This is a genomic window from Roseivirga sp. (genome assembly GCF_034669765.1).
Lineage (GTDB): Bacteria > Bacteroidota > Bacteroidia > Cytophagales > Cyclobacteriaceae > Roseivirga.
In genome coordinates, this window is the sequence record NZ_JAXMOQ010000004.1 from 177,460 (window position 1) to 201,960 (window position 24,501).

Sequence of the window (24,501 nt, forward strand, 5' to 3'; positions counted from 1 at the left end):
TATTTTAATATTTTTTACAATAGTACTCAAACCTTTCCCGAAGGTAGGCGTTATACTTTCGTGTTATGAAAAATCTAATAAGCCAAATGCAAATCCAAGTCAACGAGAAGGTCTTTTTAAAAGATCCGAACTCATCGGAACTTGGTAAAAAAATCATCAATAATAGCATTCAATTGATTGATGAAATGGGATTGGAAAGTTTTACTTTCAGGAAATTAGCCTTTAAGCTAGAAACCACTGAAAGTTCTATCTACAGATATTTCGAAAGCAAACACAAACTCCTTTTATACCTTACTTCCTGGTACTGGGGATGGCTAGAATACCATCTTGTATTTTCTACAGCCAATATCTCATCTGCCGAAGAAAGACTTAAAGTGGCTATAAAAGTGATTTCAAAAGACATTCCTAATGATGAAATGTTTGGCCACATCAATCTTGGCCTGCTCAATAAAATTGTAATCTCTGAATCGTCAAAAGCCTATCTGACGAAACAGGTAGATGATTCAAATAAAGAGGGTTTTTACGCTGGTTACAAACGCATGGTGCTTCGCATTAGCGAAATCATTAAAGAACTAAACCCAAATTTTGAATTTGCCAGTACACTCACCTCAACAATTATTGAAGGCATTCATCATCAAAAATATTTTGCCAACCATTTACCTACCTTGACAGATATTTCTGGTGATTCATCTGTTCTAACCCAGTTTTATACCGATATGGCTATTTCAACCATTCAGCAAAACACTATCTAATGAACCCTGCAATAAGTATTTCTCCTGTAAAGAGGTTTCTAAACATGCTTAAAGTAGATAAGCGTGAAATCATGAGTGTGTATGTATACGCACTCTTCAATGGCGTCATTACACTTTCTCTACCTCTAGGAATTCAAGCCATCATCAATCTTATCAGTGGAGGTCAGGTGTCCACATCATGGTTTATTCTAGTGATTTTTGTAATTGCTGGAGTAATAGCCTCAGGTGTAATGCAAATCATGCAGCTTACCATAACGGAGAATATACAGCAAAAAATATTTACACGCTCCGCTTTTGAGTTTGCTTATCGCATTCCAAGAATGAAAATGGAATCGATAAAGAACGCCTATATTCCAGAGTTAGCAAATCGCTTTTTCGACACCTTATCGGTTCAAAAAGGCTTATCTAAAATATTAATTGATTTTTCAAGTGCATCACTCCAGGTTGTGTTTGGCTTAATTCTACTCTCGCTTTACCATCCATTCTTCATAATGTTCGGTTTGCTTTTGGTGGTTGTCGTTTCTGTAATATTTCGTTTCACAGCACCTAAAGGACTAAAAACCAGCATAATTGAATCTAAAAACAAATACATGGTTGCTCATTGGCTCGAAGAGTTGGCCCGAGCTATGGAAACCTTCAAACTGGCTGGTCAGTCCCCTTTGCCATTGTCAAAAACAGACGAAGTGGTGGAAGGCTACTTGACCTCTCGAAAAGCACATTTCAAAACTTTACTTACCCAATATATTAACTTGGTTGGCTTTAAAGTATTAGTTACGGCAGGTTTACTCTTAATTGGTGGTCTTTTGGTTATTAATCAGCAAATGAACATTGGTCAATTCGTAGCGGCAGAAATCATTATCATTTTGGTATTAAACTCCGTTGAAAAGCTAATTCTTAGTATGGAAACCATTTATGATGTGCTTACTTCGATTGAAAAAATAGGGAATGTAACTGACATTCCGCTCGACAGTGACAACGGTTCTACAGCGGATACATCAGACGAACTAGGCCTAACCATTAACATTACCAATTTGGGTTATAGGTTCAGTTATTTGAAAGAAGACACCATCAGAAATGTAAACTTCAACATCGAATCGGGAGAGAAAATATGCTTATCGGGTTACAATGGTTCCGGTAAATCACTTCTCCTCCATGTTATTTCTGGTTTATATGATGAATACAGTGGCTCCATATCATGCCAAGGTGTGCCATTGACAAATTGGTGTAAGGCCGATTTCCACAAACTCATTGGCGACAACCTTACTCGTGGTGATATTTTCAATGCAACTCTTTTCGAGAACATCTCATTGGGAAAACCTGAAATCACATTGAGTCGAGTTCAACAAGTAGCAGAAATAGTAGGCCTTACAGATTTTGTAGATGCAATACCTCAAGGCTATTTCACGACCTTATTGTCCGAAGGACGCAACTTACCAAAGAGCATCATTTTAAGGATAATGTTGGCCAGAAGTATTGCTGGAAATTTTAAAATGATTCTCTTAGAAGACGACTTTAATCAATTGAATGAAAAAGATAAAGACTCTTTCTTAGACTATCTGTTAATTCAAAATTGGACAGTAATAGCCGTTTCAAACGACCCATTTGTGGCAAATAAGTTCGACCGCACCATTGTTATGGAAAAAGGGGAAATAATTGCGAAAGGCACAGTGGCCTCAATGACCACTTACCCATGGTATTCAAACGTTTTTTCAAAAAAATAACAATAGCATGCTAAACATAAGTCCTAACAAAATTGAGGGTAAGGTTGATACGTCAAAATTTCGATCTTTTGCCATGGTAAAGGATTATCATGCTGGTAAAACTTTTACTCGTCTTATTGCCATATTCTTTACCCTTTTTATTCTTGCCTTGTTCTTACCATGGACACAGAACATTAGATCAACGGGAGTGGTAACCACTTTGCAGCCAGACCAACGGCCACAAACAGTAAATTCTATTATCAGTGGCCGAATAGAAAAGTGGTATGTAAGAGAAGGTAATTATGTGAATAAGGGAGACACAATCTTATACATATCAGAAGTGAAAGACGATTATTTCGATCCTGAGCTTTTGTCCAGAACACAGGACCAAATCACTTCGAAATCTTCAAGCTTAAATTCCTATTCGGGAAAAATAAATGCTTTGGATAATCAACTCGAAGCCTTATTAAGAACAAAGGAGCTTAAGCTGGAGCAAGCCGAAAACTACATAAGGCAAATTGAACTTAAGATTCAGTCGGATAGCATTGATTTTCAAGCATCTAAAACGAACAACTTAATAGCTGAAAATCAATTTAGGAGGATGGAACAGCTGTATGAAAGTGGTTTAAAGTCACTCACAGATTTGGAAAGTACTCGATTAAAACTTCAAGAAACACAAGCCAAAAAAATCAGTGCCGAAAACAAATTACTCAGCAGCAGAAATGAACTGATAAATGCCAAAGTAGAGGTCAATTCGATTGAAAATCAATACCAAGATAAACTGGCCAAAACAGAATCTGACAAATTCACAGCCATGTCGAATAAATTCGATACAGAGGCCACTGTTTCCAAAATGGAGAACCAGTATAAAAACTACTCTGTAAGAATGGGAATGCATTACATTACGGCTCCACAAAACGGATACATTACCGAAACGATTAAATCAGGAATTGGAGAGACCTTGAAAGAAGGGGAACAACTGCTGACCATTATGCCATCAGATTATGATTTAGCCGTTACCCTTTACATCCGACCGATGGATTTGCCACTTATTAGAGAGGGGCAGCCAATTCGTTTCATTTTTGATGGCTGGCCTTCTATTGCCTTTTCTGGCTGGCCAAACTTGTCATATGGAACTTTCGGAGGGAATGTTGTCGCCATAGACAACTTCACCAGCCCAAATGGCCAGTATAGGGTTTTGGTAGCTCCAGATCCTAGCGATGAATCTTGGCCAGAAGGCTTGCGCGTGGGTTCTGGAGCCAACGGAATGGCCTTACTGAAAGATGTACCGATATGGTATGAGCTATGGCGTAAACTGAATGGTTTTCCTGCAGATTATTATGTGGCCAACAACAATACAGACAAGAGTTCAAAAAAGAAGTAATGAATAGATTGATCATAAGCATCTTATTACTTTCAATCTGCGATCATTTCGCCCAAGGGCAAAAGAGAAGTACCATATTCACCCAAGATCAACTTCTTTGGTACTTAGAAAGCTATCATCCCGTTGCGCAACAAGGCAGGTTACTGATTGAACAAGGAGAAAGCTCTGTAAGGGCAGCCCGTGGTGGGTTTGATCCAAAACTGTTCGCCAATTTGGATCAAAAGCAATTTGACGAAAAGGAGTATTACAGTATTCTGAACAGTGGCTTAAAAATCCCTACTTGGTATGGACTTGAATTTAAAACTGGGTTTGAGCAAAACAGAGGAGTATATTTAAACCCCGAGAACAAAGTCCCCAATGGAGGACTTTGGTATGGTGGTGTTTCGGTATCGTTAGGCCAAGGCTTATTCATTGATAAACGCAGGGCTGCATTGCAAAAAGCTAATGTATTTGCTTTATCCACTGAGGCAGAGCAAAAAGTACTGATGAACGAACTTTACTTTGATGCCATAAAGCAATATTGGAAGTGGGTACAGGCATACAATGAATATCAGGTTTATGAAGAATCAGTTAGCCTAGCCGTCACTCGTTTTGAAGCAGTAAAAAACAGCTACTTACTTGGGGATAAACCAGCCATAGACACATTAGAAGCGAAAATCCAAGTTCAGAATAGAGAATTGGGCCGAAACGAATATAAACTTGCCTACCAAAATGCCACGCTCGATCTTTCAAACTACTTATGGTTTGAAAACAACACTCCTTTAGAGATTACTGATGAACTCAGGCCTCCGCTTTTCGATGAAATCGAACTAAGTAGCGTTACTTCTTTTGATTCTTTACGAACCATTGTTGATGCTATACCAAGTGCTCATCCTGACATGCAGATTTATAACTTCAAATTGTCCTCATTAGAAATTGAAAGGAAACTTAAAGCAGAAGAAATAAAGCCTAAGCTTAATCTCAACTATAATTTCTTGAATGAGCCCGTGGGAGACAACTTTATGAATAACGTTTCAACTCAAAACTATAAATGGGGTATTGAGTTCAGTTTACCCATCTTTCTGAGAGAACAGCGTGGCAACCTTCAATTGGCCAAATATAAAATTCAAAACACCACATTTGGACAACGCCAAAAACAATTAGAAATAGAGAATAAGGTGCTAAGTTATTTTAACGAGCATGTTGCACTAAGGCAGCAAGTAGAGATATATAAAGAGGCAGTGAATAACTATAGCAGCTTGCTTGAAGGGGAGAGAATTAAATTTACCATGGGTGAAAGTTCTCTTTTCTTGATGAATTCTCGTGAATCAAGTTTAATTGAAGCGCGACTTAAAGCAATTGCTCTGGCTTCTAAATTCAACATTTCAAGCGCTGGAATTGACTATGCTTCGGGTAGGCTTTATCGATAATTCAAGACCAGCCTATAGATTTCAGTAAAGCACAAGTTGATTTAACTTATATTGAACAGCTAAAACTACCCTACCCATGGAAAATCCTTCGCTTTATATTATGAGTGCCATGTACATTTTAGCTGGTCTTATGCACTTCATAAAACCTAAAGCTTATCTCAGGATTATGCCTCGCTATCTCCCCTACCATCTTCCATTGGTATATTTGAGCGGAGTATTTGAAATTGTTTTTGGCGTATTACTGCTCTTCCCCTCTACTCAAGTCATTGGTGCTTGGGGAATCATTGCAGTACTCATTGGAGTTTTTCCAGCCAACATCCACATGCTTAAAACCAATAAGGTTAAAAAGGTATGGTACATTATCGCGCTTTGGGTAAGACTTCCACTTCAAGGCTTTTTAATTTACTGGGCTTGGATGTTCACCTAGCCCGACTATTTTCTATTGAACACTAAACCAGTAGTCGACAGACTCGTCTAAAATCACAGGCGTGTCAATAAAATTGATTTTGTCAGCATTTTCGGTATATTCAGTACCACTTTACACAAGCAGCACAACCTTAAACTACTGTATGCAAACCTCTCTTCGTTATAGGTCAATCTTCATATTGCTTTTGTTTTTGTCTGCTTCCCAGAGGTTGTTCTCACAAACAAGTGAGTTTGAAAATTATTCATACACTGAGTTTTTTCAACTGATTGAGACCTCCCCAGACACTCTGAATCTTGATAATGCAATCATCAAGTATGATCAAGTTACTGATGTTCGCTTTGGATACAGTAGCTCACCCGGAAGCTTTATGAGAACCTTCAATAATTCTGATACCATTGTAATCGATAAAGTATTACAACTTACTAATGTCCACTTTGACATTTCTGACAGAAGACAGCCCAATCCCTTGCACCATATCAAATTCAATAAAAATGTTTTACTCCGTAACACTTCATCTGTGCTGTTTACGAATTGTACATTCGAAGGGCGGCTGACAATTATGTCAACCGAGTCCATGGCAAGCACCATTGAATTATTGGACAGGAACAGCCGAAGCATCAACCTAGCTGTGTCCATAACGGATAGTAAGCTCAAGAAAAGCGTAAACATGGATTTGGGCACCACAGACGAAAAGATGCGTTCTCGAATACGAATTGAAAATTCCGAAATTTGGGGCTCTAAAGAAGGACGAGGTTCTAGATTCAATGGAGTTTCAGTAGTGTCTGTAACCGTTAAAGATTGCATATTTTATGACCAAGGCCGAGTTACCATTACTGGAAATTTAACGGACCAAGTAGACATCTCCGGTAATGATTTTGGGGAGTGGATTGCGGAAATAAAGGTTTTAGGCTCTATGGAACTCAATACGTCAATCTTAGAAGAAAACACCTTCATTAATCATTTGCTCTTGGATTTTGATGACCTGACCACCAGCAGTACTTTTCAATGGTCTCAATGGGGCGACCATCTGATCTCATCACAAGGATACAACGACTACTTCAGTACACTCTCAGATTCTGTCAGAATGGGTACTTTTATGAGCTTTGAAGCCAATGACAGCATTTTAGCTCAATATAAAAAGGATGTTGTTCAATATGGAAAATCGTACAAGCAAGAAGTAAAGTTGAGAGGTAAGTTGCTTGATTTATATAAGTCTCAACACGATTTGGAGGATGTAAATACAGTTTATATTGGAATTAAAAACCTAGAGACTGAACGCTTAGCTTACCTCTATTCTCAAAATCCATCCTTCAACACTTTCTTTAAATGGAAGGTAAATCAATTTTTAAAAGTATTTTCGGATTATGGAACAGAACCTTCTAAGGCTATAGTTTTCTCTGTAAATGTAGTGATACTGTTTGCCTTGATTTACCTCTTTTTCCCTAACAGTTGGGATGAACAAGGAAAGCACAGAATACTGCATCGTTTCGACTTTTTCCAGAAATACCTCCGAAGCAAAGAAGGCATGAATGACATTTACTTGGTAGAGAAAAGGAAAGAACTGAGTGAATATGATGCCTTCAAAAAACGAATAGAGGACGGCAAGTTAGAGTTACCTCGTTTTTTCATTGCTTGGTCGAAACCCATATATAGTGCTGCAATGATTGGCACAAAACTAACCAGCTACTTGCTTAAAACCACAGATATTTTAAGCGGTGAATGGCATACACTCAGTCGTTCTCAAAAGCGTTGGAAGAATATACAAATCGGCACTTACCTAGTGATTGGCGTTGGCTTTGACCTTTCTATCCGTGTGCTCAATGCACTTATGCTAAGCATTAATGCTTTCACTACTTTGGGCTTTGGCGAAATTCCTATCAAAGGGCTGCCCCGATATTTAGCCATTATCGAGGGTTTTATTGGCTGGTTTATGCTTACCATATTCAGCGTATCGCTGATATCCCAGTTATTGAATTAGGCTCGACATAAAAAAAGAGCAGTACCCAATGGCACTGCTCTTTTCATACTTAGAAAATTCGTTTTCTTAACGTCTTTGAATTGTAGTCAAAGGCTGATTCGTCAATACTAAATGCTGAATAAAGAACTCCATCATTCGCTCAGTATTAACAGCAGTATGACCTCTATCTGGACCAACTTGAACTTCGAAACTCTTACCTGCATCTTGTAAAGCCTTGATCAATTGCATTGAGTTAGACGGGTGAACATTGTTGTCCGCAGTTCCGTAATAAATCATCAATTCACCTTTCAAGTTTGGTGCATATTTAGCAAGTCTAAAGTTGTCATAACCTTCCTTGTTATCTTCCAAAAGGTTCATGTAACGCTCTGTGTAGATGTTATCATAGAATACCCAATCCGCAACCGCTGAATTAGCAACAGCAGCTTGGTAAACATCAGGGAATCTTAGCAAGCTCATTGCTGCGGTAGTGCCACCATAAGAAGTTCCATAAACCCCTACTCTATTTTTATCAAAATAAGGACGGTTGTAAAGTGATTTGATACCTTCTGCGAAATCATCTTGCTCTACAATACCTAAATGGCCGTATAATTGGTCAAGTAGTTTTTTTCCTCTACCTCTCACGTTTCTTCCATCAATGCTCACGACTAAAAATCCGTATTCCGTCAATGGACTTGGCATAGAAAAGTTCTCTGAGAATTCGTTTGTGGCTGGGCCACCATAGTTCGCCAAAAGCGTTGGGTATTTTTTGTTAGGGTCGAAGTTAGAAGGGAAACTGATCATCCCATGCAACTGTGTAACGCCATCAGCCGAAGTGAAGGTAAATACCTCTGATTTTTTCAATCCCAATTCATTGAATTTAGTCAAATCACTTTGGGCTAATTCAGCAACCACTTTGCCTTTTGCATCAACCAAATTTGTAACAGGAGCGATATTATGTGTTTGAGCAATATCGGTGAAATATTTTCCATCAGGAGAAACATTCACACTGTGGTTAAATTTGGGATCAGTTAAACGAGTGTCCTTGGTTCCGTCTAATTTCACTCTATGTAGTTGCATTTTCATGTGGTTTTCACCACTTCTGGCCATGTAGTACATTTCCCCAGCTTTCTCGTCTATTTTAACAATGTTAGATACTTCGAAAGGATGGCTAGTAATGGCATTGATCAAAGTGCCATCAAAGTTGTATAAGTAGTAATTATTAAAACCAGAACGTTCAGAAGCCCAAACGAAACGTTTTCCATCTTCTAACACTCTAATTTCAGGTGTATTTTTGGTGAAACTTGGCAACCACTCTTCGCGAACCACTACTCTAGATTTCCCTGTAACAGGGTCTGCAGCACGATATTCCATGATGTCTTGCTTGCGGTTGGTACTGTGGAAAAGTAATTCCTTTCCATCCGGTGTCCAATCCATTCCATAAAGGTAGGTTCCAACAGCACCATCATTAAATGGCTTGCCATCACGCGTATCCAATTTCTTCATTTGCTTGGTGTCAATATCATACACCATTAAGTCAACAGGCAAGTTATCTGCACCTACTTTAGGATAAGACATTACCTCAAGAGAATCGTAAAGCTTCAACTGATCTAAAAGCACATAATATTTCTGAGCATTCTTCTCGTCAAATCTGTAAAAGGCAATTTTCTTGCTATCAGGCGACCACCACATGGCAGTACGCTGACCTAATTCTTCACCATAAACCCAAGTAGCAATACCGTACTTAATTTGGTTTTCAGGGTTACCATCAGTTGTGATGGCTACCACATTACTACCATCAGGGTTACTCAAGTACATGTTTCTGTCTTTCGTAAAAGCCTTTAAATTACCATCAGGCGAATCTGCCGAAGGAAATTGTCTACCTCTGGCTGGGCCACGGCTGAAACCTCTTCCCCTAGACGCTGCTTCTGGCGCATTGATTTCAGAGGTTGTTTTCTTTTTAATATCATATTGGTATCTCTTACCATCCTTCGTATATTCAAATGACGATCCATCGTCACTCCATTGTACTGAAAGGCTTCCCGAAACAACGGATGATCTAATTTGAGGTGCTACCTTCTGATATTGATCATAACCAGGCATGCTTTTTAGCTTGTCCTGCGCTGTCAAAATGCTCGTACTGCTAGCCAAAATGACCACAGCGGCTATCACTGATGCAAGTTTCATTTTCATTGAGTTCATTTTAATATCGATTTTCATTCCAAAAAGGGAATACGTGGCTAATACTACTACTTTCGGTTGTAAAAAAATAGCATAAAGTTATTATACGGTGAATACATTATAAAATCAGTCGGTACTGGTAATCATCGCAACTCATTCAATTTCACTGCCAAAAAAGAAAGATAATGCACCATGTCAAATACTTCATTACTTATCTTCGCAGCTGATTACTATAAATCAAGCATGGACCACTTAAAAACACTCCGGTTACTCGCCATTTTAGAAGGGATAAGCTATTTACTTTTATTAGGCATTTGCGTACCCTTAAAATACATTTTCGACATTCCAGAACCCACACACCCTGTAGGCTTGGCGCACGGTGTATTATTTGTAAGCTACTGCCTTTGGGTGCTGATTGTAGCAAAGCAAAAGCAGTGGTCGATGAGTATTACATTTCTGTCATTATTGGCTTCCCTACTTCCCTTTGGTACTTTTGTGGCCGAAAAAAAATACTTTAGACAAGAAGGTTAAATCCCGCACCCAATCAAAAGTTTTATCTTAGCAACAAATAAAGCATTATGAATACACCCAATTGGACCACCGTTAAAGAATACCAAGACATCACCTACAAAAAATCAGGCGATGGCGTAGCCAGAATTGCCTTCAATCGCCCAGAAGTGCGTAATGCCTTTCGCCCTAAAACCGTATCAGAATTATTCGATGCATTTTTAGACGCCCGCGAAGACACTTCCATTGGTGTGGTTTTACTTTCAGGCGAAGGCCCATCGGCCAAAGATGGTGGTTGGGCATTTTGTAGCGGTGGCGACCAAAACGCCAGAGGTCACCAAGGTTATGTGGATGACGATGGAATGCCAAGATTGAATATTCTTGAAGTTCAGCGTTTAATCCGCTTTATGTCGAAGGTAGTGATTGCTGTTGTGCCAGGTTGGGCCGTTGGCGGTGGACATAGCCTACACACCGTTTGTGATCTTACCTTAGCGAGTAAAGAACATGCCATTTTCAAGCAAACCGATGCTGATGTCACCAGCTTTGATGGTGGATATGGATCTGCTTATTTAGCCAAAATGGTAGGTCAGAAAAGGGCGAGAGAAATATTCTTCTTGGGAAGAAATTATTCAGCTCAAGATGCTTTTGACATGGGCATGGTGAATGCTGTGATTCCACATGATGAACTAGAAAATACTGCCTATCAATGGGCACAAGAGATTTTAGAAAAATCACCAACTTCCATCAAAATGCTGAAATTCGCTATGAACTTGACTGATGACGGCATGGTGGGCCAGCAGGTATTTGCGGGTGAAGCTACTCGACTTGCTTACATGACAGAAGAAGCTAAAGAAGGCAGAAATGCTTTCTTAGAAAAGCGTAAACCTAACTTTAAAGACATTAAGTGGATTCCTTAAACTGAAATCAGAAACGTCACTGCGAGCCTGCCTGCGGCAGACAGGGCGCAATGCCATAGCAATGGACTGAAACGAAGCAGTCTCAAAACAGCAGTTTCTGTGATTTCAAAGGAGAGATTTCTTCACGTAGTACGGTATCTCTTTCAGTGGTATCAACAGGCTCGCTATGACCATAAAAATGCCCTGTCAGTTTCACAACCGATAGGGCATTTATTTTAGATGGCAGGGAGTTTTCTATAAATCTCTTTTCAAAACCAATCTGGTTGTAGCCCAATAAAATAAGGCTCCCCAAAACACGACTAGCCCAAATTCATGCCAAGTGAAATAGTCTTGAACCTCTTGAAATGCATATTTCGGAAAGGGTGTATGAATTAAGGAATTGATTGACTTTACTGGAAGCAAGTACTCTACCCATTCATGGTGCTTTGCTCTACTCCATATCCAGAAGCCATTTTCCACAGCCATTACCCAGAAAATCAGCACACCCATAGCGATGATTGACTTTCGTATTAGCGAGCCTACAAACAAAGTAAATAGTAAAAAGGCAAAAAGTTGGAGCGCAAAGCCCACCAAGAAGTAGACATCGCTAAATACCAGGGAAAAAGATATTTCTGACGAATAGATAAAGCCCGTAATTAAGCCTAGGAAAAACAAAGCTATTGTTGAAGCCGCACTCAAGAAACCAGCCATTATAATTTTTGACCAGATAAACTCATTCTTTGTGAGGCCGTCAATTACGTTTTGTCTAATGGTTCGGTAAGAATACTCATTAGTAATTGAAAATATTAAACTAAACCCAAGCAAAAGCTTGAAATAGATCATCACACTGGTGAGGTTCTGCCAAATATCTGGAAATTCATAAAAAGGAATGATCGTTGGATCAACCCCATCGGCTCCAAATTCAGTAAATTTTGCTTTTAAAAATTGAAAGAAAGGCATTACGCCCATGCTCACAATAACCATCGCAACGATGTACATAATGGCCAATACCCGAAATGCACGGTTTGGCATTACTTTTTTCAGTTCTATTTTTAGTAGTCTCATCATTGGGCACCTCCTTCTTTATTACCAGCTAAAATTTCTAAGAATTGCTTTTCAAGGCTCTTCGATTGTACAAGCAAGTGCTTGGCAGTGATTCCTTGCTTGAACAAATAAGCATTCAATTCGGCAGCAGAATGCTCTCCCTCCATCGTCATAATGTACTTATCAAGCTCTCGTTTCACTTTCGTGCCAAGGCCCGATTGTTCCAGAACAGTTTGCAAATCGTCATGATCAGCTTTTACTTCAACCGAAACTGAGCCTTTCCCTACATCTTCCACCAACCCGTTATAGATCAGTTTTCCACGTTGAAGCACACAGAAATGTGAGCATACCTTCTGAACTTCATCCAGTAAATGACTAGCAATAATGATGGTTTTACCACCGTTGGCAATCTCAATAATGAGTTCTCTGATTTCGGCAATTCCTTGAGGATCGAGGCCATTGGTGGGCTCATCCAGAATCATTACCGTAGGGTTACAAAGCAAAGCTGACGCAATGGACAAGCGCTGCTTCATTCCCAATGAGAAGGTTTTGAATTTCGTATCCTTGCGTTCCTCAAGCCCAACCTGCTTCAATACTTCGTCTACCCTTTCGTAAGGAACTTCCTTGATATCGCAAACAATTTTGAGGTTTTGAACCGCAGTGAGGTATGGGTAAAAAATGGGGTGCTCTAAAATGGCACCAATCGTTTTTCGGGTATCCTTATTTGCCTTTTCACCAAACCATTCAAATTGACCATTGGTTTGGTTAATTACACTTAAGATAATACCGAGGGTAGTCGTTTTTCCACTACCGTTGGGGCCGAGAATTCCGAAGACGTCTCCTTTCTTCACCTCAAGATTGAGGTTATCAAGTGCCCTGACCTTTCCATATTGCTTGGAGAGGCCTTTAATTGACAATACAGTTTCCAAATCGTGTTTTTTTGAGTTTTATTGGTATTCAGCAACTGGTCCATCCAAAACCAGTTCCTGTATTCTATTAATTAAAAGCGTCCATGATCGACTCTAAGCCGCTGGTATTTTTACTCATAAACTCTGAGAATTTCATGATTTGCTTTAAGTCTGGGTATCCTTCAATATCTACCAGGCTAATCCCATCCTCTGACCTCATCACCACCACAAAACCTTTGGGTTTTTCAGCAGTTCCTTTCATCATAAAATTCATGTTTGCGCCAGACATACGGGCTGTCATCATGGATTCGTAACCTTCTGAAAGAATATCCTTTTCAAGTTTAGAAAACATAGGATCATCCATTTCATACCTATCCTTATCGAATACAAAGAATTTTACTTTCTCAATGTTCTTGATCACTGATGAAAAATCAGGTAGTTCTTCCATCTCGTCTGCCATTTGCAATTGTAAATTGGCAAACATTTTAAGCGTACTCTTATAAAAAAAGAGCTTCAGTGTGGGCTTATTATCATTTCTGAATTCTTCAACACTCTTGCTTTGACCGAAAGCAAGAGTGGAGAATAAGACCAGCGTTAATATCAGTGTTGTTTTGCGCATAATCCAAATATAAAAAGTTGTTGAGTTTTTGAATTCCTAAAAGGATAAGGGGTTTATTTACCCCCTAAGTGTTTGAATTCGTCCATTCCTAGACTTTTAGAAAGCTTATACAGTTGATTGATATCAATACCATCTCCAACAATACTCACCATTCCAAACTCCTTGTTTCCACCCATTACCATAAAGAGCTCGTCAATTTTGTTGCCCTTCTCTTTGATGTAGAATTTGATGTCTTTATCCTCATCTCTAACAGACATTAGTTCTTCAAAGTCTCTGCCTTTGATAGCACCCATTGCCTCTTTGTACATAGCAACTCCATCAACATCCTTTTGAGCAAAAAGCACTTTCACACCTTTAATCTTACCTAATGACTCGACCAAAGCCTTATCTTCATCATCTTCCACCTGGATAGAGTTGATCATCGCGAACATTTTCCCACTGATGGATACAGCACTAAATTTATCCGTATCCTTTTCGTATTTTGAGAAATACTTCGAAATCGCATCATTTTGAGCTTGTGCTCCGAAGGCCATTACGGCCATTACCATAATCATTGCTAACTTTTTCATTTTGTTCTATTTTAAGTTTTTAAAATTTCTTTTCTAAAATATCCATTTCACTAATTGGCTCCATTCCTCTAGCCGCATCACCCATATATTTAAGGCCTTCCATTCCAACATCCATTTTACTCATGCTATTCAAGTCATTAAGACTACTTGAGCCCGTATTCATGTAGTTGGAAACCATCACAAGTTGTTTTTTCAATTCCTTTAATGCCAACTCTGGTGAATCAAATGTATCTTCTTGTTCGTATTCCTTCTGCTGTTGCATAAAGAAGTATGAGCTCGTGATCAACACTAACATTGCTGCTGCTACCCCGGCATACCTTTTAAGGTAACCAGACATGCTGATTACTTTCGCTTCAGGTTTTGCTTCAATCATTGATAAAATCTCCTGATCGAAATCATCACCTAAACTGAGTTCCTGCTCCGACTGAAAATGACCAAACATGGCCTTCAGTTCTTCCATCTCCTCTGAATTATCAGCTTTGGCCACCAATTCTTTCAGTTCTTTTTCTTCTTGAATACTTGACTCTGAAGCCCAGTATTTTTCTAATAATTGCTCTATTCTAGAGTCCATAAGCGTTTTCTTTAATCAGGCTTTCCTTCAATTTTCTGCGTGCTCTAAACAAATTTGTTTTCACCAAATTGATATCTATTTCCAGCATATCAGCTATTTCTTTATAGCTATAGCCTTCAATGTCTCTTAACTGCATTACCTCTCGTTGTCGACTAGGAAGCGCATCAATTAAAAACTGAATGCGGTCCATTATCTCGTTTCGTTCGGCCAATACAACTGGCGTATCCTTTTCCTTTCTAGTATCGAATTCGACTTCAAAAAGATCAGTTTTCTTAATATGTTTAGACCTCAGCTTATCTAGGGCCTTGTTTCTGGTTACCTGCATACACCAAGCTTCCAAGTTATTAATGTGTTTTACTTCATCCCTTTTTTCCCACACCTTGATCATACATTCTTGTACCACATCCTTTGCCAATTCTTCATCTTTTACAATGTTGAAAGCAAAGCGGTAAAGTTTGTTCTTTAAAGGCAGAACGTCAGTTTTGAACTGTACTACATCCATAATCAATGGTTAGACGGCATGTTGTTAAGACTTGTTAACATTGATGTTAAAATTATTCTAAAAGGCACAAAAAAACCGCCTTCTAAAGATAAAAGGCGGAAGGGATTTTCAATGTAAAAAGCTGTTATTCTACTTGCAGTACATTTTCATAAGTAACTCTTTATCTGGCGATTCAGATAAAGCCAATTTAGCACAAGCTTCATCTGCACGATCCAATTCAATCAATATCAGCCCCCAATAATGGTTCAATAATGGAATGGAATTATCGTACTTTGCAGCAAGTTCTATATTCCTTAAAGCGGAATCAAAACTCTTATTCTTGTAATAAAAAATAGCTTTGTTTCGGTAGGCCCAAGGGTTTCTAGGGTCAAGCCTGATTCCTAAATTTATATCTGCTTCTGCCTTTTCAATATCTCCTAAATTCAGGTAAATAAAACCTCTGTTATTACTGAAGTAACCATTTCTACCATCTATTTCTATCGCTTGATTTACTTGCTTCAAAGCTTCTTCGAAATCACCTTCCTGTGTTGCTATTAAAGCCAAAGTATTATAGATATTCGGCTCGGTAGCATCAATGGTAATTGCCTTCTGAAGTAATTCGCGGGCTTGATTATACCGATTAGACATATAGTAGGCGTTCGCCTGATTTACTACCGCCTCCACATTTTTAGAGTCCTTCTGATAAGCCATATCAAACATTTCAATCGCCTCATCATAACGCTTAAGGTCTGTAAGGGCCAACCCTTCATATAGATAAGTATAGGCGCTATCAGGGTAAACCTTATTCAAGTACTCAGCATCTTTCAATGCACGTTCTAAATTTCCTGAAACGAGGTTCACTTCAAACCTATTTTTATAGGCATCGGTATAGGTAGGGTCGATTTGTACAATAGCAAAAGAGTAGTCATTAAGCGCTTCGGCATAATGGCCACTTTTGAATAATGCAACTCCTCTATTATTATAAGCTTCCTTAAATAATGGGTCTTTCCCGATGGCTTCGGTATATAATCGAATGGCCTCCTTATAATTTAAATCAGCCAATTCATTATTCCCCATTAATAAAAACCTTCCAGCTTTTGCTTTGTCGTTATCGCAGCTCAAGGTGGCACAAAAGAGTATCAGTATTAGGTAGAAGTATTTAGTTCTTTGCATGACGCCCAAAATTAGTGCTCGTGCTTTTACGAACCTACTTTTCATTGCGTTATAAATCTTCTTACTTTTAACCTATGTCTAAAAAATTCTCTGTTTTGGCAAGGTTAAAAAGCTTCAAATTTGCTTTCAAAGGGCTTTGGCATGTAATTCAACACGAGCATAACTTTAGAGTTCATTTGTTTGCCACCCTTCTGGTTCTTTTATTGGGCTTTTATTTAAACCTGTCAGTGTTTGAATGGCTCTGGATTGTCGCAGCAATTGCTATGGTGTTAGTAGCTGAACTTTTTAATTCTTCCATCGAAAAGCTAGTGAACTTGGTTTCGCCAGCGTTTGACACTAAAGCAGGCATCATAAAAGACATCGCTGCTGCAGCTGTTTTAATTGCTGCAATTACTGCCGCAGTAATCGGCACACTTATTTTTCACCCTTATTTTTTCAACTCATGACAAAAGCACAAAACAAAACTAAAGAAACCCAAGCAAGCGTTACCGATTTTTTAAACAGCATAGCAGAGGAAAAAAAAAAACATGATTGCGTTCTCGTTAAGAACTTAATGGAAGAAATCACTAATGCGCCTGCAAAAATGTGGGGGACTTCCATCATTGGTTTTGGTAATTACCATTACAAATATGAAAGTGGAAGAGAAGGTGACTTTCTGAAAATTGGATTTTCACCAAGGGTTCAAAACCTCACGCTTTACATAATGCCAGGCTTCGAAAAATATGAAGGCTACTTGGCTCAACTGGGCAAATACAAAACAGGTAAATCTTGCCTGTATATTAAAAATATTGAGGACGTTGATATTGAAATATTGAAACGGCTCATTAAGGACTCATACGACTACATGACCAACAAATATGGATGATAGAAGGACACGTTCTGAACGTTTTGGAACAAAGTGGAGATGGCTTTATTTGGTTGGAGGCATTTTTTATTTAGTGAATGGAATAAGTTCCCTAATTAAGCCTAGAGAGGTTTATGACTATCTAGGTTTTGACTTTAATCGTTGGGCCTATATTGGGTTACACCTTGTTGTAGCCTTCCTTTTGTTAAGGCTATTTATCAAAAACCAGAAACTACTAAGGCAGCAAATCAAAGATGAAGTAATGAATCGGCAGAACAGAGAAAATTGATCAAATTAACTCCATATTATTTCATGTATTTCTGGCGAGCTTAATTCCTACTAAATGAATGTCAAATCCGTTAAAGCGGAAGACAAGTTCTTAATCAAAATATCAGCCAGCCTAGAGTTAGCACCCTAAACCGCCACTTTTATCGCCCACTCTGGCTTGGTAGTTTTCACCTTCGCTTTTAATTCATTTAGAATATTATAGAGCCCAAAGTATGTACGGTTAATGTAGAGCCCATCTCTTGCTCCTCTGGCCCTTTCACTTTCTCTGAACTTAGGCGATTGAGAAATCACTTCGCCCATCTGGTAAATTTTCATGAAATAGCTATCATCTCCAAAGTCGAATTCATCTTGATGAAATGGCTGACCCAAAATCCCCATCATATCTTTAATTACAGCAGAAAAATAAGTCTTATCGTCCGGCTTATCGTCTGGATAAATAAACTGAAGTTGAGTAAAAAGCTGTTCTAATTCCTTGTCTTCATGAAGGATGTCTTTTCTGATTAGATTGAAGTATGGATCATAGAATTCCTCCGGAATAACTTTAACACAACCAAAGTCGATTACTCCCAAAACAGCATCATCACTAATAATGAAATTCCCTGGATGCGGATCTGCATGAACCTGCCTTAAGGTATGAATCTGGAAGTCGTAGAAATCCCAAAGGGCCTGCCCAACCTTGTTCCTGTCTGCTTGACTGGGGTTACTTTTGATATACTCTTTCAGTACTTTCCCGTCCATCCAGTCCATTGTGATGATGCGTTCATCTGATAGCTTAGGATAATACTTCGGGAACCGAATGTTCTCAATATGGGCGCAAGCTTCTGAAATCTCCACCGACCGCTGTACTTCCAACAAGTAATCGGTTTCTTCAATCAGCTTGGTTTCTACCTCCTCCATGTAATGGTCAAGGTCTTTTTCATTTAAATTCATCAACCTAACTGCAAATGGACGCACCAATTTAAGATCCGAGCGAACACTGGAAGCGACTCCAGGGTATTGAATTTTTACTGCATATTCTTTCCCTTCCAAAGTGGCTTTGTGCACCTGCCCAATGGAAGCCGCATTCACCGCATTTTTGGTGAAAGTGTCAAAAATGTCAGTAGGTGATTTCTTGAAATACTGTTGAAAGGTTTTTACCACCAAAGGATAAGATAAGGGTGGTGCACTGTATTGCGCCATCGAGAATTTATCTTGGTAGGCAGTTGGCAGCATGTTTTTATCCATACTCATCATTTGCGCCACTTTTAGCGCACTACCTTTTAGCTCACTCAGCGAATTGTAAATATCCCTTGCGTTATCTTGGTGTAATTCATCTTTTGAAAGAGACGGATTCATTACTTTTTTGGCGTAATGCTTCATGTAATTACCTCCCACTTTTGCGCCCGTAGTTACAAACTTAGCCGCCCTCTGCACTTTTCCTGTAGGTATTTTTGATTGTTCTTTCATCGTATAGATTGTAAACCTTCAAAGGGTCAATGCCCTTGTAGGCTTAGTTTAATTATCTGTTTTGAAATAGAAATTTCCCGAAATCAATCATGGCGTCTAGTGGCCCCTTTCCCATTAAATCGAAAGATAAATTGACTGCCTTTTCAATGGCTTCATCTGTTTTTTCGAACGCTTTTGAATCGTCTTTCATCCAAAAATTGAAAACAAACAAAAACTGTAGCCAAATCCCTTCATCGTACTTATCACTAATGTAAGGTCTGTTTTGAACCTCTTCGGTTTCTTTAGCTTCCACCAAAATCTCATTCACAAACTCCTTAAAATCCTTTCTAAATTCCTTAAGATGAGCAGGTGTAAATTCTGGCTTGATCGTTTTCTTTACAGTAAGCAGAATAAAACTTCGGTTGCTCTTTAATACCTCAATAAAAGTAAAATAGAAGGCCAGCAGCCTCTCTCTTGCCGAATATTCAGCGTAAACATCTTCGGACTTGATCGTTGCCACTGTCTCGCTTAACCAATCGCGCCAAAGCTCTTTTTCTAGGGTATCAAAAGAGTTGAAGTTCTCGTAAAAAGCCTCCTCTTTAATCTTTAATTCTTTTACAAACTTAAAGATAGAAGCAGGTCTATTACCGTGCTCAAGAATATGCTCGATGTAGGCCTTCTTGAGTTTTTCTGAATCGTTCACCTTCGCTTTAGAAGATTTACTTGTCGTCTTCTTTTCCATGACTCGATTAACCTAAGTTGTAAGTAAAAGGTTATTGGAGAAGTGAATTATTTTCGAAAAAACATTCTAACAAACGTTAAACGGTTCTTCGCTGAATTTCACCTAGAAAATCCTCTTTGTAAGATTCTCCAATTGGAATCCATGCCTCCTTAATTTTGACTTTGCTCTTTTCTATAATATCGATTGCATCTAGCGCAATTACAAAGGATTTGTGCACTCTTGAAAATCGGCTTGAAGGCAAGGTGGGCAAGAGTTTAGAGAAGCTTTGCAGAATCATTACTTTCTCAGTAGAGGTGACTATTCGCAAATAGTCCTTCATACCCTCTATGTACAGAATATCAGACAGGCGTATTTTCTTTGTTTTATATTCTGTTTTCACAAATACAAAATCCTCCTTCTCCTTCTGCAATTGTTCTTGCCAACCTTTGATGCGCTGCACAGATTTAAGAAAACGTTCAAACGAAATCGGTTTGAGTAGGTAATCTTTCGCTTCGAGTTCAAAACCTTCAACCGCATATTGATGATAGGCAGTTGTAAAAACGATATCGCATTTCTTACTTATCAATTGCGCCACTTGTATACCTGACAAATCAGGCATTTGAATATCAAGGAATAATAAATCAACCTCGTTGTTATTTATATATTCAATGGCCTTTACTCCTTTATCGAAGCTTTCAGCAAAACTCAACCAAGGCACCTTACCAATATACTCTTCTAGAATCTCTATGGCCAATGGTTCGTCATCCACCACCATGCATCTAATTTTATCCATGATTTCTAATGGTTAGTTTTATATTGAAATGCTGCGCGGTTTGTGCTACCTCTAGACCGAAACCCGAAGGGTAAATAAGCTCTAATCTACGTCTGATATTTCCCAGCCCTATTCCGCCTACTCTGTCTTTTTGTTGCTTGTTATTACTCCCTACAAATTCATTTCTTACCTGATACACCAAATCATCATTGATCTTTAAACTAATTTGGATTGCATCAGCATTATTAAGTTGAGCCCCATGTTTAAAGGCATTTTCCACAAAAGGAAATAAAATTAATGGAGCAATGTGTTTTTCAGAGACATCACCTTCTACCTTAAAACTCACTATTCCTTTGGCTTTAAATCGAAGTTCTTGGAGATCGATAAAGCTTTGAAGGTATTGAAGCTCCTTATTCAAGGGCACCAAATCGGTATTAGAATCATAAATCATATAGCGCATCAGTTCCGAAAGTTTCATGATGGCCTCCGGTGCTCCATCTGCCTTTTTATAGGCCAGTGTGTGAATATTATTGAGCGTATTGAAAAGAAAGTGGGGATTGATCTGCGATTTAAGAAAGGCCAGTTCACTGGTGAGGTTTTGATTTTCAAGCTCTCTTCTGATCCTTAAATTTTTAAACCAGTCGAAAGTGAACTTACCAATGCCCGCCATCATTACCACAAATAAACAGGACAATACCCGCACTCCATAGGCGGTCCAAAAGCGTGCTTTTTCCAAAGCCGCAATAGGGGTGATATCCGTTGGAAAGAAGTGAGCTAAAGCCGTATTCATTAAAAATACCAAAAATGGGTATATGGCCAGAATCAGTAATATCAAGCCAAAAAGCAACCCTGTTTTTCGATTCATAAGTAATTTGGGAATGCCAACGACATAGAGATAATAAAACACACTCATGTCTATGACGGCTACCGAAAAAATATACCACACACTAAACTCGGTACTAAAACGGTTCCCCAAAAAAGTCAGGTTGATGAAAGAAAGGTAAAGCCCCCAAGCAACAATATGCAGGACAACTATTATCAAGTCTTCCTGATGCTGCTCAAGCCAAGTCTTAAAATTTCTCATTCCCTTAGAGGACGATTGAAATGAAGAAAGGTCGCGGAGCAATTTTAAACATAAATAATCAATATACTAACACTATATAGTTTCAAAATAAAGGTTCGAAAAGATAAAAATCGTTAGATTAATGGGTATATAAACCTATAGGTTTGATGGAAATGAAAGGCCTAGAGAAATTTGAACCCGAAACGTACTATCATATTGTAAACCATGCGATAGGTGACGAAAATCTATTTCGAAACGATGATAACTATCGCTACTTTCTAAGACGTTACGCTAATTATATGCCCTCCGTTTGTGGTACTTTAGCTTATTGTCTAATGCCCAATCACATCCACTTTTTAATTAAAACCCACGATGAAGAAACCCTTGCAAAGCATCCCAAGTATCATAATGATTTTCATAAACTCATTATGCAGCAGCTCAGCAATTTACTAAACTCATATGCCAAAGCTTATAACAAGAAATATAATCGCAGAGGAGCTTTATGGATCGATTATACTAAAAGGTTTCAGATCAATTCGGATCATTACTTAACCAGAGCTATTAATTACATTCATCAGAACCCCATAAAACATGGTTTTACTAGAAGTATAGAAGATTGGGCTTATAGCTCTTACCAATCAATTTCATCTAACAAACCAACTTTGCTCTCGAGAAATGAAGTTGTAGGATGGTTTGGCGATATCAAAGAATACATTTCTTTCCACAGTGATCATACGGCTGAACTACTAGAAGAATGGGAGTATTAAAAATAAACTAATAAACCAGACCTATAAGGTTTTGAAAACCTTATAGGTCTCAGGCTGGCCTTTCATAGACAAAATCCCCTAGTTGGTCGAGTAATTTAAAAATCGGTTACCCAAACTGTGAATAGCATCGTCTATCGACAAATGTTAAAACATGCCAAAATCAATTATTCGAACCACTGAATTAGATTTCTACTTTAAAGACTTCAAGGCTTTAGATAAAATCAATCTCAACGTTCCCGAAGGAAGTATTTATGGTTTCCTCGGGCCTAATGGTGCTGGAAAAACCACTACCATTAGAATCTTGCTCGATCTTTTTCATTCCAAACCGGGACAAGTAAAACTATTCGGTCAAGAACTTCTTGCCAACAAGGTAGAACTCTTGGGTAAGGTGGGCGCACTGATTGAAAACCCTTCCATATACAAACACCTCACTGGGCGACAAAATCTTGAAGTAGTCAGACGAATGATTGGTGCTCCTAAATCTAGGATTGACGAAGTACTCAAAATCGTCCGATTGACGGATAACGCAAATAAAAAAGCAAAAAACTATTCTTTGGGAATGTGCCAAAGACTTGGACTCGCTTCTGCCCTACTCAACGATCCTGATCTGCTCATTTTAGATGAACCCACAAACGGTCTTGATCCTAGTGGTATTATCGAAATGCGTGAACTCATTATTCGCTTGAATAAAGAGCACGGTAAAACGATTTTCCTATCGAGTCATATTCTTACTGAAATCGAAAAAATGGCCACCGATGTAGCTATTATTGATCAAGGCAAAATCATGTATGAAGGCAAACTCGATGGACTTCATAGCAACAACCCGACTCAGTTTTTAGAAATAAAGCTGGACAATGTTCAAAAGGCAATTGAGGTGATCAAAGAGTTGAGTTATACCATCTCTGAGCAAGACAGCAAAACCATTACACTACCGATTGCAGATAAAAAGGATATCTCCAAAATCAACAAAGCTTTGGTCCAAAACGACATCGAAGTCTATCAGCTTAAATCTACTGAGGAAACCCTCGAAGCCATCTTCTTAAACCTTACTAAAAAATTAGACCAATGAATATAGCATTACAACTCAAAAGAGGAATTTCAGCAGAAATATTCAAATACAAAAAGACCTTTACTTTTTGGTTACTCATTTTAGCTCCAGCCTTTGTGCCCATTATCAATTTTATTATTCTGTGGCAAAAAGGGCCTCAAATTATCAAAGAAGGAATGAATGCTTGGTCCACCCTAATTGGTTTTAGTATTGACCCCGCTAATTTTCTATTTCCATTTTTTGTCATGATGGTCGCCTTGTTGGTCAACAATATTGAGTACAGCTCGAATACCTGGAAACTGATTTATGCACAACCGCTATCACGTTTGACGCTCTATCTTTCAAAAATGAAGGTCTTCATTGTCATGATCTTTATCAGCCTAATGTTATTTGGCACCTTCACAATTCTTGTTGGCTTGTCTATGCGTGTTGTACAGCCGGGTTTAGGTTTCGAAGAAAGCTTCAGCTTTGGTTTTGAATATGCGTTAATGTTTAAAATTTTCTTGGCCACTTTAGGCATGGCATCTATCCAATTCTTTATTAGTCAACAATCAAAAAACTTGATTTTGCCGCTAGGTATAGGAATTGCTGGATTGATCTCCTTTATGATTGTTGTGCAAGGTTGGGAATACGCCCCTTACCACCCTTATGGTTATGCTATTCTTGCCACTGGCGGAATCAGACAAGAGGGTTATCAAATCTGGGCAGATATGGCTTCGGCATATAAGAGCTTAATTGTTGCGGTTGCAATGTTTACCCTTGCGGGAGTGACTCAACTCAGAAAACGAATTATTTAACCTAACCACAGCTTGGGTAATTTGCGCAGGAGCAGTTTTGGGCTTAGTTGCCAATCAAATAATCGCTAGAAAACAAAAAAGTAAATAGAAGTAACATTGTCGAATTACAATCGTCTTTAAGGCAACCCTCGAGTAGGGTTATTTTACATCCAAATCGTGCCCTGGCTGATTATCAGTCGGGGTTTTTTTATTTTCTTTTTC

General features: G+C 38.6%; 26 protein-coding genes. 14 read left to right on the forward strand and 12 right to left on the reverse strand.

From position 1 onward, the window contains the following. The first annotated feature begins 65 nt into the window (after positions 1 to 65). From VOI17_RS09470 to VOI17_RS09495, 6 genes are all read left to right on the forward strand, one after another. Positions 66 to 752 (forward strand): TetR/AcrR family transcriptional regulator, encoded by a 687-nt coding sequence (locus VOI17_RS09470; protein WP_323757008.1) that lies wholly within the window; start codon positions 66 to 68, stop codon positions 750 to 752. Further along, a complete protein-coding gene (locus VOI17_RS09475) occupies positions 752 to 2,473 on the forward strand; it encodes a peptidase domain-containing ABC transporter (RefSeq protein WP_323757009.1) in 1,722 nt (573 codons plus the stop codon). The genes VOI17_RS09470 and VOI17_RS09475 overlap by 1 nt, the downstream gene beginning before the upstream one ends. A 7-nt stretch (positions 2,474 to 2,480) precedes the next feature. After that, entirely contained in the window at positions 2,481 to 3,836 is a 1,356-nt protein-coding gene (locus VOI17_RS09480) for an HlyD family secretion protein (RefSeq protein WP_323757010.1), read from the forward strand. Next, on the forward strand, positions 3,836 to 5,245 hold the full coding sequence (locus VOI17_RS09485) for a TolC family protein (RefSeq protein WP_323757011.1): 1,410 nt from the start codon (positions 3,836 to 3,838) through the stop codon (positions 5,243 to 5,245). Before VOI17_RS09480 ends, VOI17_RS09485 begins: the two co-directional genes overlap by 1 nt. A gap of 76 nt (positions 5,246 to 5,321) precedes the next feature. Beyond that, positions 5,322 to 5,672 (forward strand): MauE/DoxX family redox-associated membrane protein, encoded by a 351-nt coding sequence (locus VOI17_RS09490; protein WP_323757012.1) that lies wholly within the window; start codon positions 5,322 to 5,324, stop codon positions 5,670 to 5,672. A 142-nt stretch (positions 5,673 to 5,814) separates the two neighbouring features. After that, complete coding sequence (locus VOI17_RS09495; protein ID WP_323757013.1) at positions 5,815 to 7,650, forward strand: hypothetical protein; 1,836 nt, start codon at positions 5,815 to 5,817, stop codon at positions 7,648 to 7,650. A 66-nt stretch (positions 7,651 to 7,716) separates the two neighbouring features. Here VOI17_RS09495 and VOI17_RS09500 read toward each other — a convergent pair whose 3' ends face one another. After that, entirely contained in the window at positions 7,717 to 9,819 is a 2,103-nt protein-coding gene (locus tag VOI17_RS09500; protein WP_323757014.1) for a S9 family peptidase, read from the reverse strand. A 180-nt stretch (positions 9,820 to 9,999) separates the two neighbouring features. Here VOI17_RS09500 and VOI17_RS09505 point away from each other — a divergent pair, with 180 nt between their 5' ends. Together VOI17_RS09505 and VOI17_RS09510 are read left to right on the forward strand one after the other, a co-directional pair. Further along, a complete protein-coding gene (locus VOI17_RS09505) occupies positions 10,000 to 10,338 on the forward strand; it encodes a DUF3817 domain-containing protein (protein ID WP_323757015.1) in 339 nt (112 codons plus the stop codon). A gap of 47 nt (positions 10,339 to 10,385) precedes the next feature. Further along, the gene (locus VOI17_RS09510; protein WP_323757016.1) at positions 10,386 to 11,231 is read left to right on the forward strand and encodes a 1,4-dihydroxy-2-naphthoyl-CoA synthase; all 846 of its coding nucleotides are present in this window, start codon (positions 10,386 to 10,388) and stop codon (positions 11,229 to 11,231) included. A gap of 234 nt (positions 11,232 to 11,465) precedes the next feature. Here VOI17_RS09510 and VOI17_RS09515 read toward each other — a convergent pair whose 3' ends face one another. The 7 genes from VOI17_RS09515 to VOI17_RS09545 all read right to left on the reverse strand — a co-directional run bounded on the left by VOI17_RS09515 (position 11,466) and on the right by VOI17_RS09545 (position 16,575). Next, complete coding sequence (locus VOI17_RS09515; RefSeq protein WP_323757017.1) at positions 11,466 to 12,278, reverse strand: hypothetical protein; 813 nt, start codon at positions 12,276 to 12,278, stop codon at positions 11,466 to 11,468. After that, a complete protein-coding gene (locus tag VOI17_RS09520) occupies positions 12,275 to 13,183 on the reverse strand; it encodes an ABC transporter ATP-binding protein (RefSeq protein ID WP_323757018.1) in 909 nt (302 codons plus the stop codon). Before VOI17_RS09520 ends, VOI17_RS09515 begins: the two co-directional genes overlap by 4 nt. A 67-nt stretch (positions 13,184 to 13,250) precedes the next feature. Beyond that, positions 13,251 to 13,781, reverse strand: a complete 531-nt coding sequence (locus VOI17_RS09525; RefSeq protein WP_323757019.1) for a DUF4252 domain-containing protein — start codon at positions 13,779 to 13,781, stop codon at positions 13,251 to 13,253. A gap of 53 nt (positions 13,782 to 13,834) precedes the next feature. Then, the gene (locus VOI17_RS09530) at positions 13,835 to 14,350 is read right to left on the reverse strand and encodes a DUF4252 domain-containing protein (protein WP_323757020.1); all 516 of its coding nucleotides are present in this window, start codon (positions 14,348 to 14,350) and stop codon (positions 13,835 to 13,837) included. 19 nt (positions 14,351 to 14,369) lie between these two features. Then, positions 14,370 to 14,921 (reverse strand): hypothetical protein, encoded by a 552-nt coding sequence (locus VOI17_RS09535; RefSeq protein ID WP_323757021.1) that lies wholly within the window; start codon positions 14,919 to 14,921, stop codon positions 14,370 to 14,372. Further along, the gene (locus VOI17_RS09540) at positions 14,911 to 15,423 is read right to left on the reverse strand and encodes an RNA polymerase sigma factor (RefSeq protein WP_323757022.1); all 513 of its coding nucleotides are present in this window, start codon (positions 15,421 to 15,423) and stop codon (positions 14,911 to 14,913) included. The genes VOI17_RS09535 and VOI17_RS09540 overlap by 11 nt, the downstream gene beginning before the upstream one ends. Positions 15,424 to 15,552: 129 nt before the next feature. Next, positions 15,553 to 16,575 (reverse strand): tetratricopeptide repeat protein, encoded by a 1,023-nt coding sequence (locus VOI17_RS09545; protein WP_323757023.1) that lies wholly within the window; start codon positions 16,573 to 16,575, stop codon positions 15,553 to 15,555. Between the two features lie 74 nt (positions 16,576 to 16,649). Here VOI17_RS09545 and VOI17_RS09550 point away from each other — a divergent pair, with 74 nt between their 5' ends. Genes VOI17_RS09550 through VOI17_RS09560 form a run of 3 tightly spaced genes read left to right on the forward strand, consistent with a single transcriptional unit; the run spans position 16,650 to position 17,708 of the window. Then, on the forward strand, positions 16,650 to 17,021 hold the full coding sequence (locus tag VOI17_RS09550; RefSeq protein WP_323757024.1) for a diacylglycerol kinase family protein: 372 nt from the start codon (positions 16,650 to 16,652) through the stop codon (positions 17,019 to 17,021). Further along, the gene (locus tag VOI17_RS09555) at positions 17,018 to 17,440 is read left to right on the forward strand and encodes a DUF1801 domain-containing protein (RefSeq protein WP_323757025.1); all 423 of its coding nucleotides are present in this window, start codon (positions 17,018 to 17,020) and stop codon (positions 17,438 to 17,440) included. Before VOI17_RS09550 ends, VOI17_RS09555 begins: the two co-directional genes overlap by 4 nt. After that, entirely contained in the window at positions 17,433 to 17,708 is a 276-nt protein-coding gene (locus VOI17_RS09560) for a hypothetical protein (RefSeq protein WP_323757026.1), read from the forward strand. Before VOI17_RS09555 ends, VOI17_RS09560 begins: the two co-directional genes overlap by 8 nt. Positions 17,709 to 17,833: 125 nt before the next feature. On the opposite strand, the gene VOI17_RS09565 is transcribed toward VOI17_RS09560, so the two are convergent. The 4 genes from VOI17_RS09565 to VOI17_RS09580 all read right to left on the reverse strand — a co-directional run bounded on the left by VOI17_RS09565 (position 17,834) and on the right by VOI17_RS09580 (position 21,709). Further along, complete coding sequence (locus VOI17_RS09565) at positions 17,834 to 19,153, reverse strand: ABC1 kinase family protein (protein WP_323757027.1); 1,320 nt, start codon at positions 19,151 to 19,153, stop codon at positions 17,834 to 17,836. 52 nt (positions 19,154 to 19,205) lie between these two features. Beyond that, complete coding sequence (locus VOI17_RS09570; RefSeq protein WP_323757028.1) at positions 19,206 to 19,874, reverse strand: TetR family transcriptional regulator C-terminal domain-containing protein; 669 nt, start codon at positions 19,872 to 19,874, stop codon at positions 19,206 to 19,208. A 76-nt stretch (positions 19,875 to 19,950) separates the two neighbouring features. Continuing rightward, on the reverse strand, positions 19,951 to 20,646 hold the full coding sequence (locus VOI17_RS09575; RefSeq protein ID WP_323757029.1) for a response regulator transcription factor: 696 nt from the start codon (positions 20,644 to 20,646) through the stop codon (positions 19,951 to 19,953). Further along, positions 20,639 to 21,709, reverse strand: coding sequence for a sensor histidine kinase (locus tag VOI17_RS09580; protein WP_323757030.1), 1,071 nt, complete (start codon positions 21,707 to 21,709; stop codon positions 20,639 to 20,641). The genes VOI17_RS09575 and VOI17_RS09580 overlap by 8 nt, the downstream gene beginning before the upstream one ends. Before the next feature lie 146 nt (positions 21,710 to 21,855). Between VOI17_RS09580 and VOI17_RS09585 the strand changes: the two genes are divergently transcribed. The 3 genes from VOI17_RS09585 (at position 21,856) to VOI17_RS09595 (ending at position 24,300) form a co-directional block, all read left to right on the forward strand. Next, a complete protein-coding gene (locus VOI17_RS09585; protein ID WP_323757031.1) occupies positions 21,856 to 22,455 on the forward strand; it encodes a hypothetical protein in 600 nt (199 codons plus the stop codon). A 151-nt stretch (positions 22,456 to 22,606) separates the two neighbouring features. Further along, the gene (locus VOI17_RS09590; RefSeq protein ID WP_323757032.1) at positions 22,607 to 23,524 is read left to right on the forward strand and encodes an ABC transporter ATP-binding protein; all 918 of its coding nucleotides are present in this window, start codon (positions 22,607 to 22,609) and stop codon (positions 23,522 to 23,524) included. Then, positions 23,521 to 24,300 (forward strand): ABC transporter permease, encoded by a 780-nt coding sequence (locus VOI17_RS09595; RefSeq protein WP_323757033.1) that lies wholly within the window; start codon positions 23,521 to 23,523, stop codon positions 24,298 to 24,300. The genes VOI17_RS09590 and VOI17_RS09595 overlap by 4 nt, the downstream gene beginning before the upstream one ends. The last annotated feature ends 201 nt before the right edge of the window (positions 24,301 to 24,501 follow it).

Coding starts and splice junctions, on each gene's coding strand:
- VOI17_RS09470 (WP_323757008.1), top strand. CDS start 66: ATGAAAAATCTAATAAGCCAAATGCAAATCCAAGTCAACGAGAAGGTC.
- VOI17_RS09475 (WP_323757009.1), top strand. CDS start 752: ATGAACCCTGCAATAAGTATTTCTCCTGTAAAGAGGTTTCTAAACATG.
- VOI17_RS09480 (WP_323757010.1), top strand. CDS start 2,481: ATGCTAAACATAAGTCCTAACAAAATTGAGGGTAAGGTTGATACGTCA.
- VOI17_RS09485 (WP_323757011.1), top strand. CDS start 3,836: ATGAATAGATTGATCATAAGCATCTTATTACTTTCAATCTGCGATCAT.
- VOI17_RS09490 (WP_323757012.1), top strand. CDS start 5,322: ATGGAAAATCCTTCGCTTTATATTATGAGTGCCATGTACATTTTAGCT.
- VOI17_RS09495 (WP_323757013.1), top strand. CDS start 5,815: ATGCAAACCTCTCTTCGTTATAGGTCAATCTTCATATTGCTTTTGTTT.
- VOI17_RS09500 (WP_323757014.1), bottom strand. CDS start 9,819: ATGAAAATGAAACTTGCATCAGTGATAGCCGCTGTGGTCATTTTGGCT.
- VOI17_RS09505 (WP_323757015.1), top strand. CDS start 10,000: ATGTCAAATACTTCATTACTTATCTTCGCAGCTGATTACTATAAATCA.
- VOI17_RS09510 (WP_323757016.1), top strand. CDS start 10,386: ATGAATACACCCAATTGGACCACCGTTAAAGAATACCAAGACATCACC.
- VOI17_RS09515 (WP_323757017.1), bottom strand. CDS start 12,278: ATGATGAGACTACTAAAAATAGAACTGAAAAAAGTAATGCCAAACCGT.
- VOI17_RS09525 (WP_323757019.1), bottom strand. CDS start 13,781: ATGCGCAAAACAACACTGATATTAACGCTGGTCTTATTCTCCACTCTT.
- VOI17_RS09530 (WP_323757020.1), bottom strand. CDS start 14,350: ATGAAAAAGTTAGCAATGATTATGGTAATGGCCGTAATGGCCTTCGGA.
- VOI17_RS09535 (WP_323757021.1), bottom strand. CDS start 14,921: ATGGACTCTAGAATAGAGCAATTATTAGAAAAATACTGGGCTTCAGAG.
- VOI17_RS09540 (WP_323757022.1), bottom strand. CDS start 15,423: ATGGATGTAGTACAGTTCAAAACTGACGTTCTGCCTTTAAAGAACAAA.
- VOI17_RS09545 (WP_323757023.1), bottom strand. CDS start 16,575: ATGCAAAGAACTAAATACTTCTACCTAATACTGATACTCTTTTGTGCC.
- VOI17_RS09550 (WP_323757024.1), top strand. CDS start 16,650: ATGTCTAAAAAATTCTCTGTTTTGGCAAGGTTAAAAAGCTTCAAATTT.
- VOI17_RS09555 (WP_323757025.1), top strand. CDS start 17,018: ATGACAAAAGCACAAAACAAAACTAAAGAAACCCAAGCAAGCGTTACC.
- VOI17_RS09560 (WP_323757026.1), top strand. CDS start 17,433: ATGGATGATAGAAGGACACGTTCTGAACGTTTTGGAACAAAGTGGAGA.
- VOI17_RS09565 (WP_323757027.1), bottom strand. CDS start 19,153: ATGAAAGAACAATCAAAAATACCTACAGGAAAAGTGCAGAGGGCGGCT.
- VOI17_RS09570 (WP_323757028.1), bottom strand. CDS start 19,874: ATGGAAAAGAAGACGACAAGTAAATCTTCTAAAGCGAAGGTGAACGAT.
- VOI17_RS09575 (WP_323757029.1), bottom strand. CDS start 20,646: ATGGATAAAATTAGATGCATGGTGGTGGATGACGAACCATTGGCCATA.
- VOI17_RS09580 (WP_323757030.1), bottom strand. CDS start 21,709: ATGAGAAATTTTAAGACTTGGCTTGAGCAGCATCAGGAAGACTTGATA.
- VOI17_RS09585 (WP_323757031.1), top strand. CDS start 21,856: ATGGAAATGAAAGGCCTAGAGAAATTTGAACCCGAAACGTACTATCAT.
- VOI17_RS09590 (WP_323757032.1), top strand. CDS start 22,607: ATGCCAAAATCAATTATTCGAACCACTGAATTAGATTTCTACTTTAAA.
- VOI17_RS09595 (WP_323757033.1), top strand. CDS start 23,521: ATGAATATAGCATTACAACTCAAAAGAGGAATTTCAGCAGAAATATTC.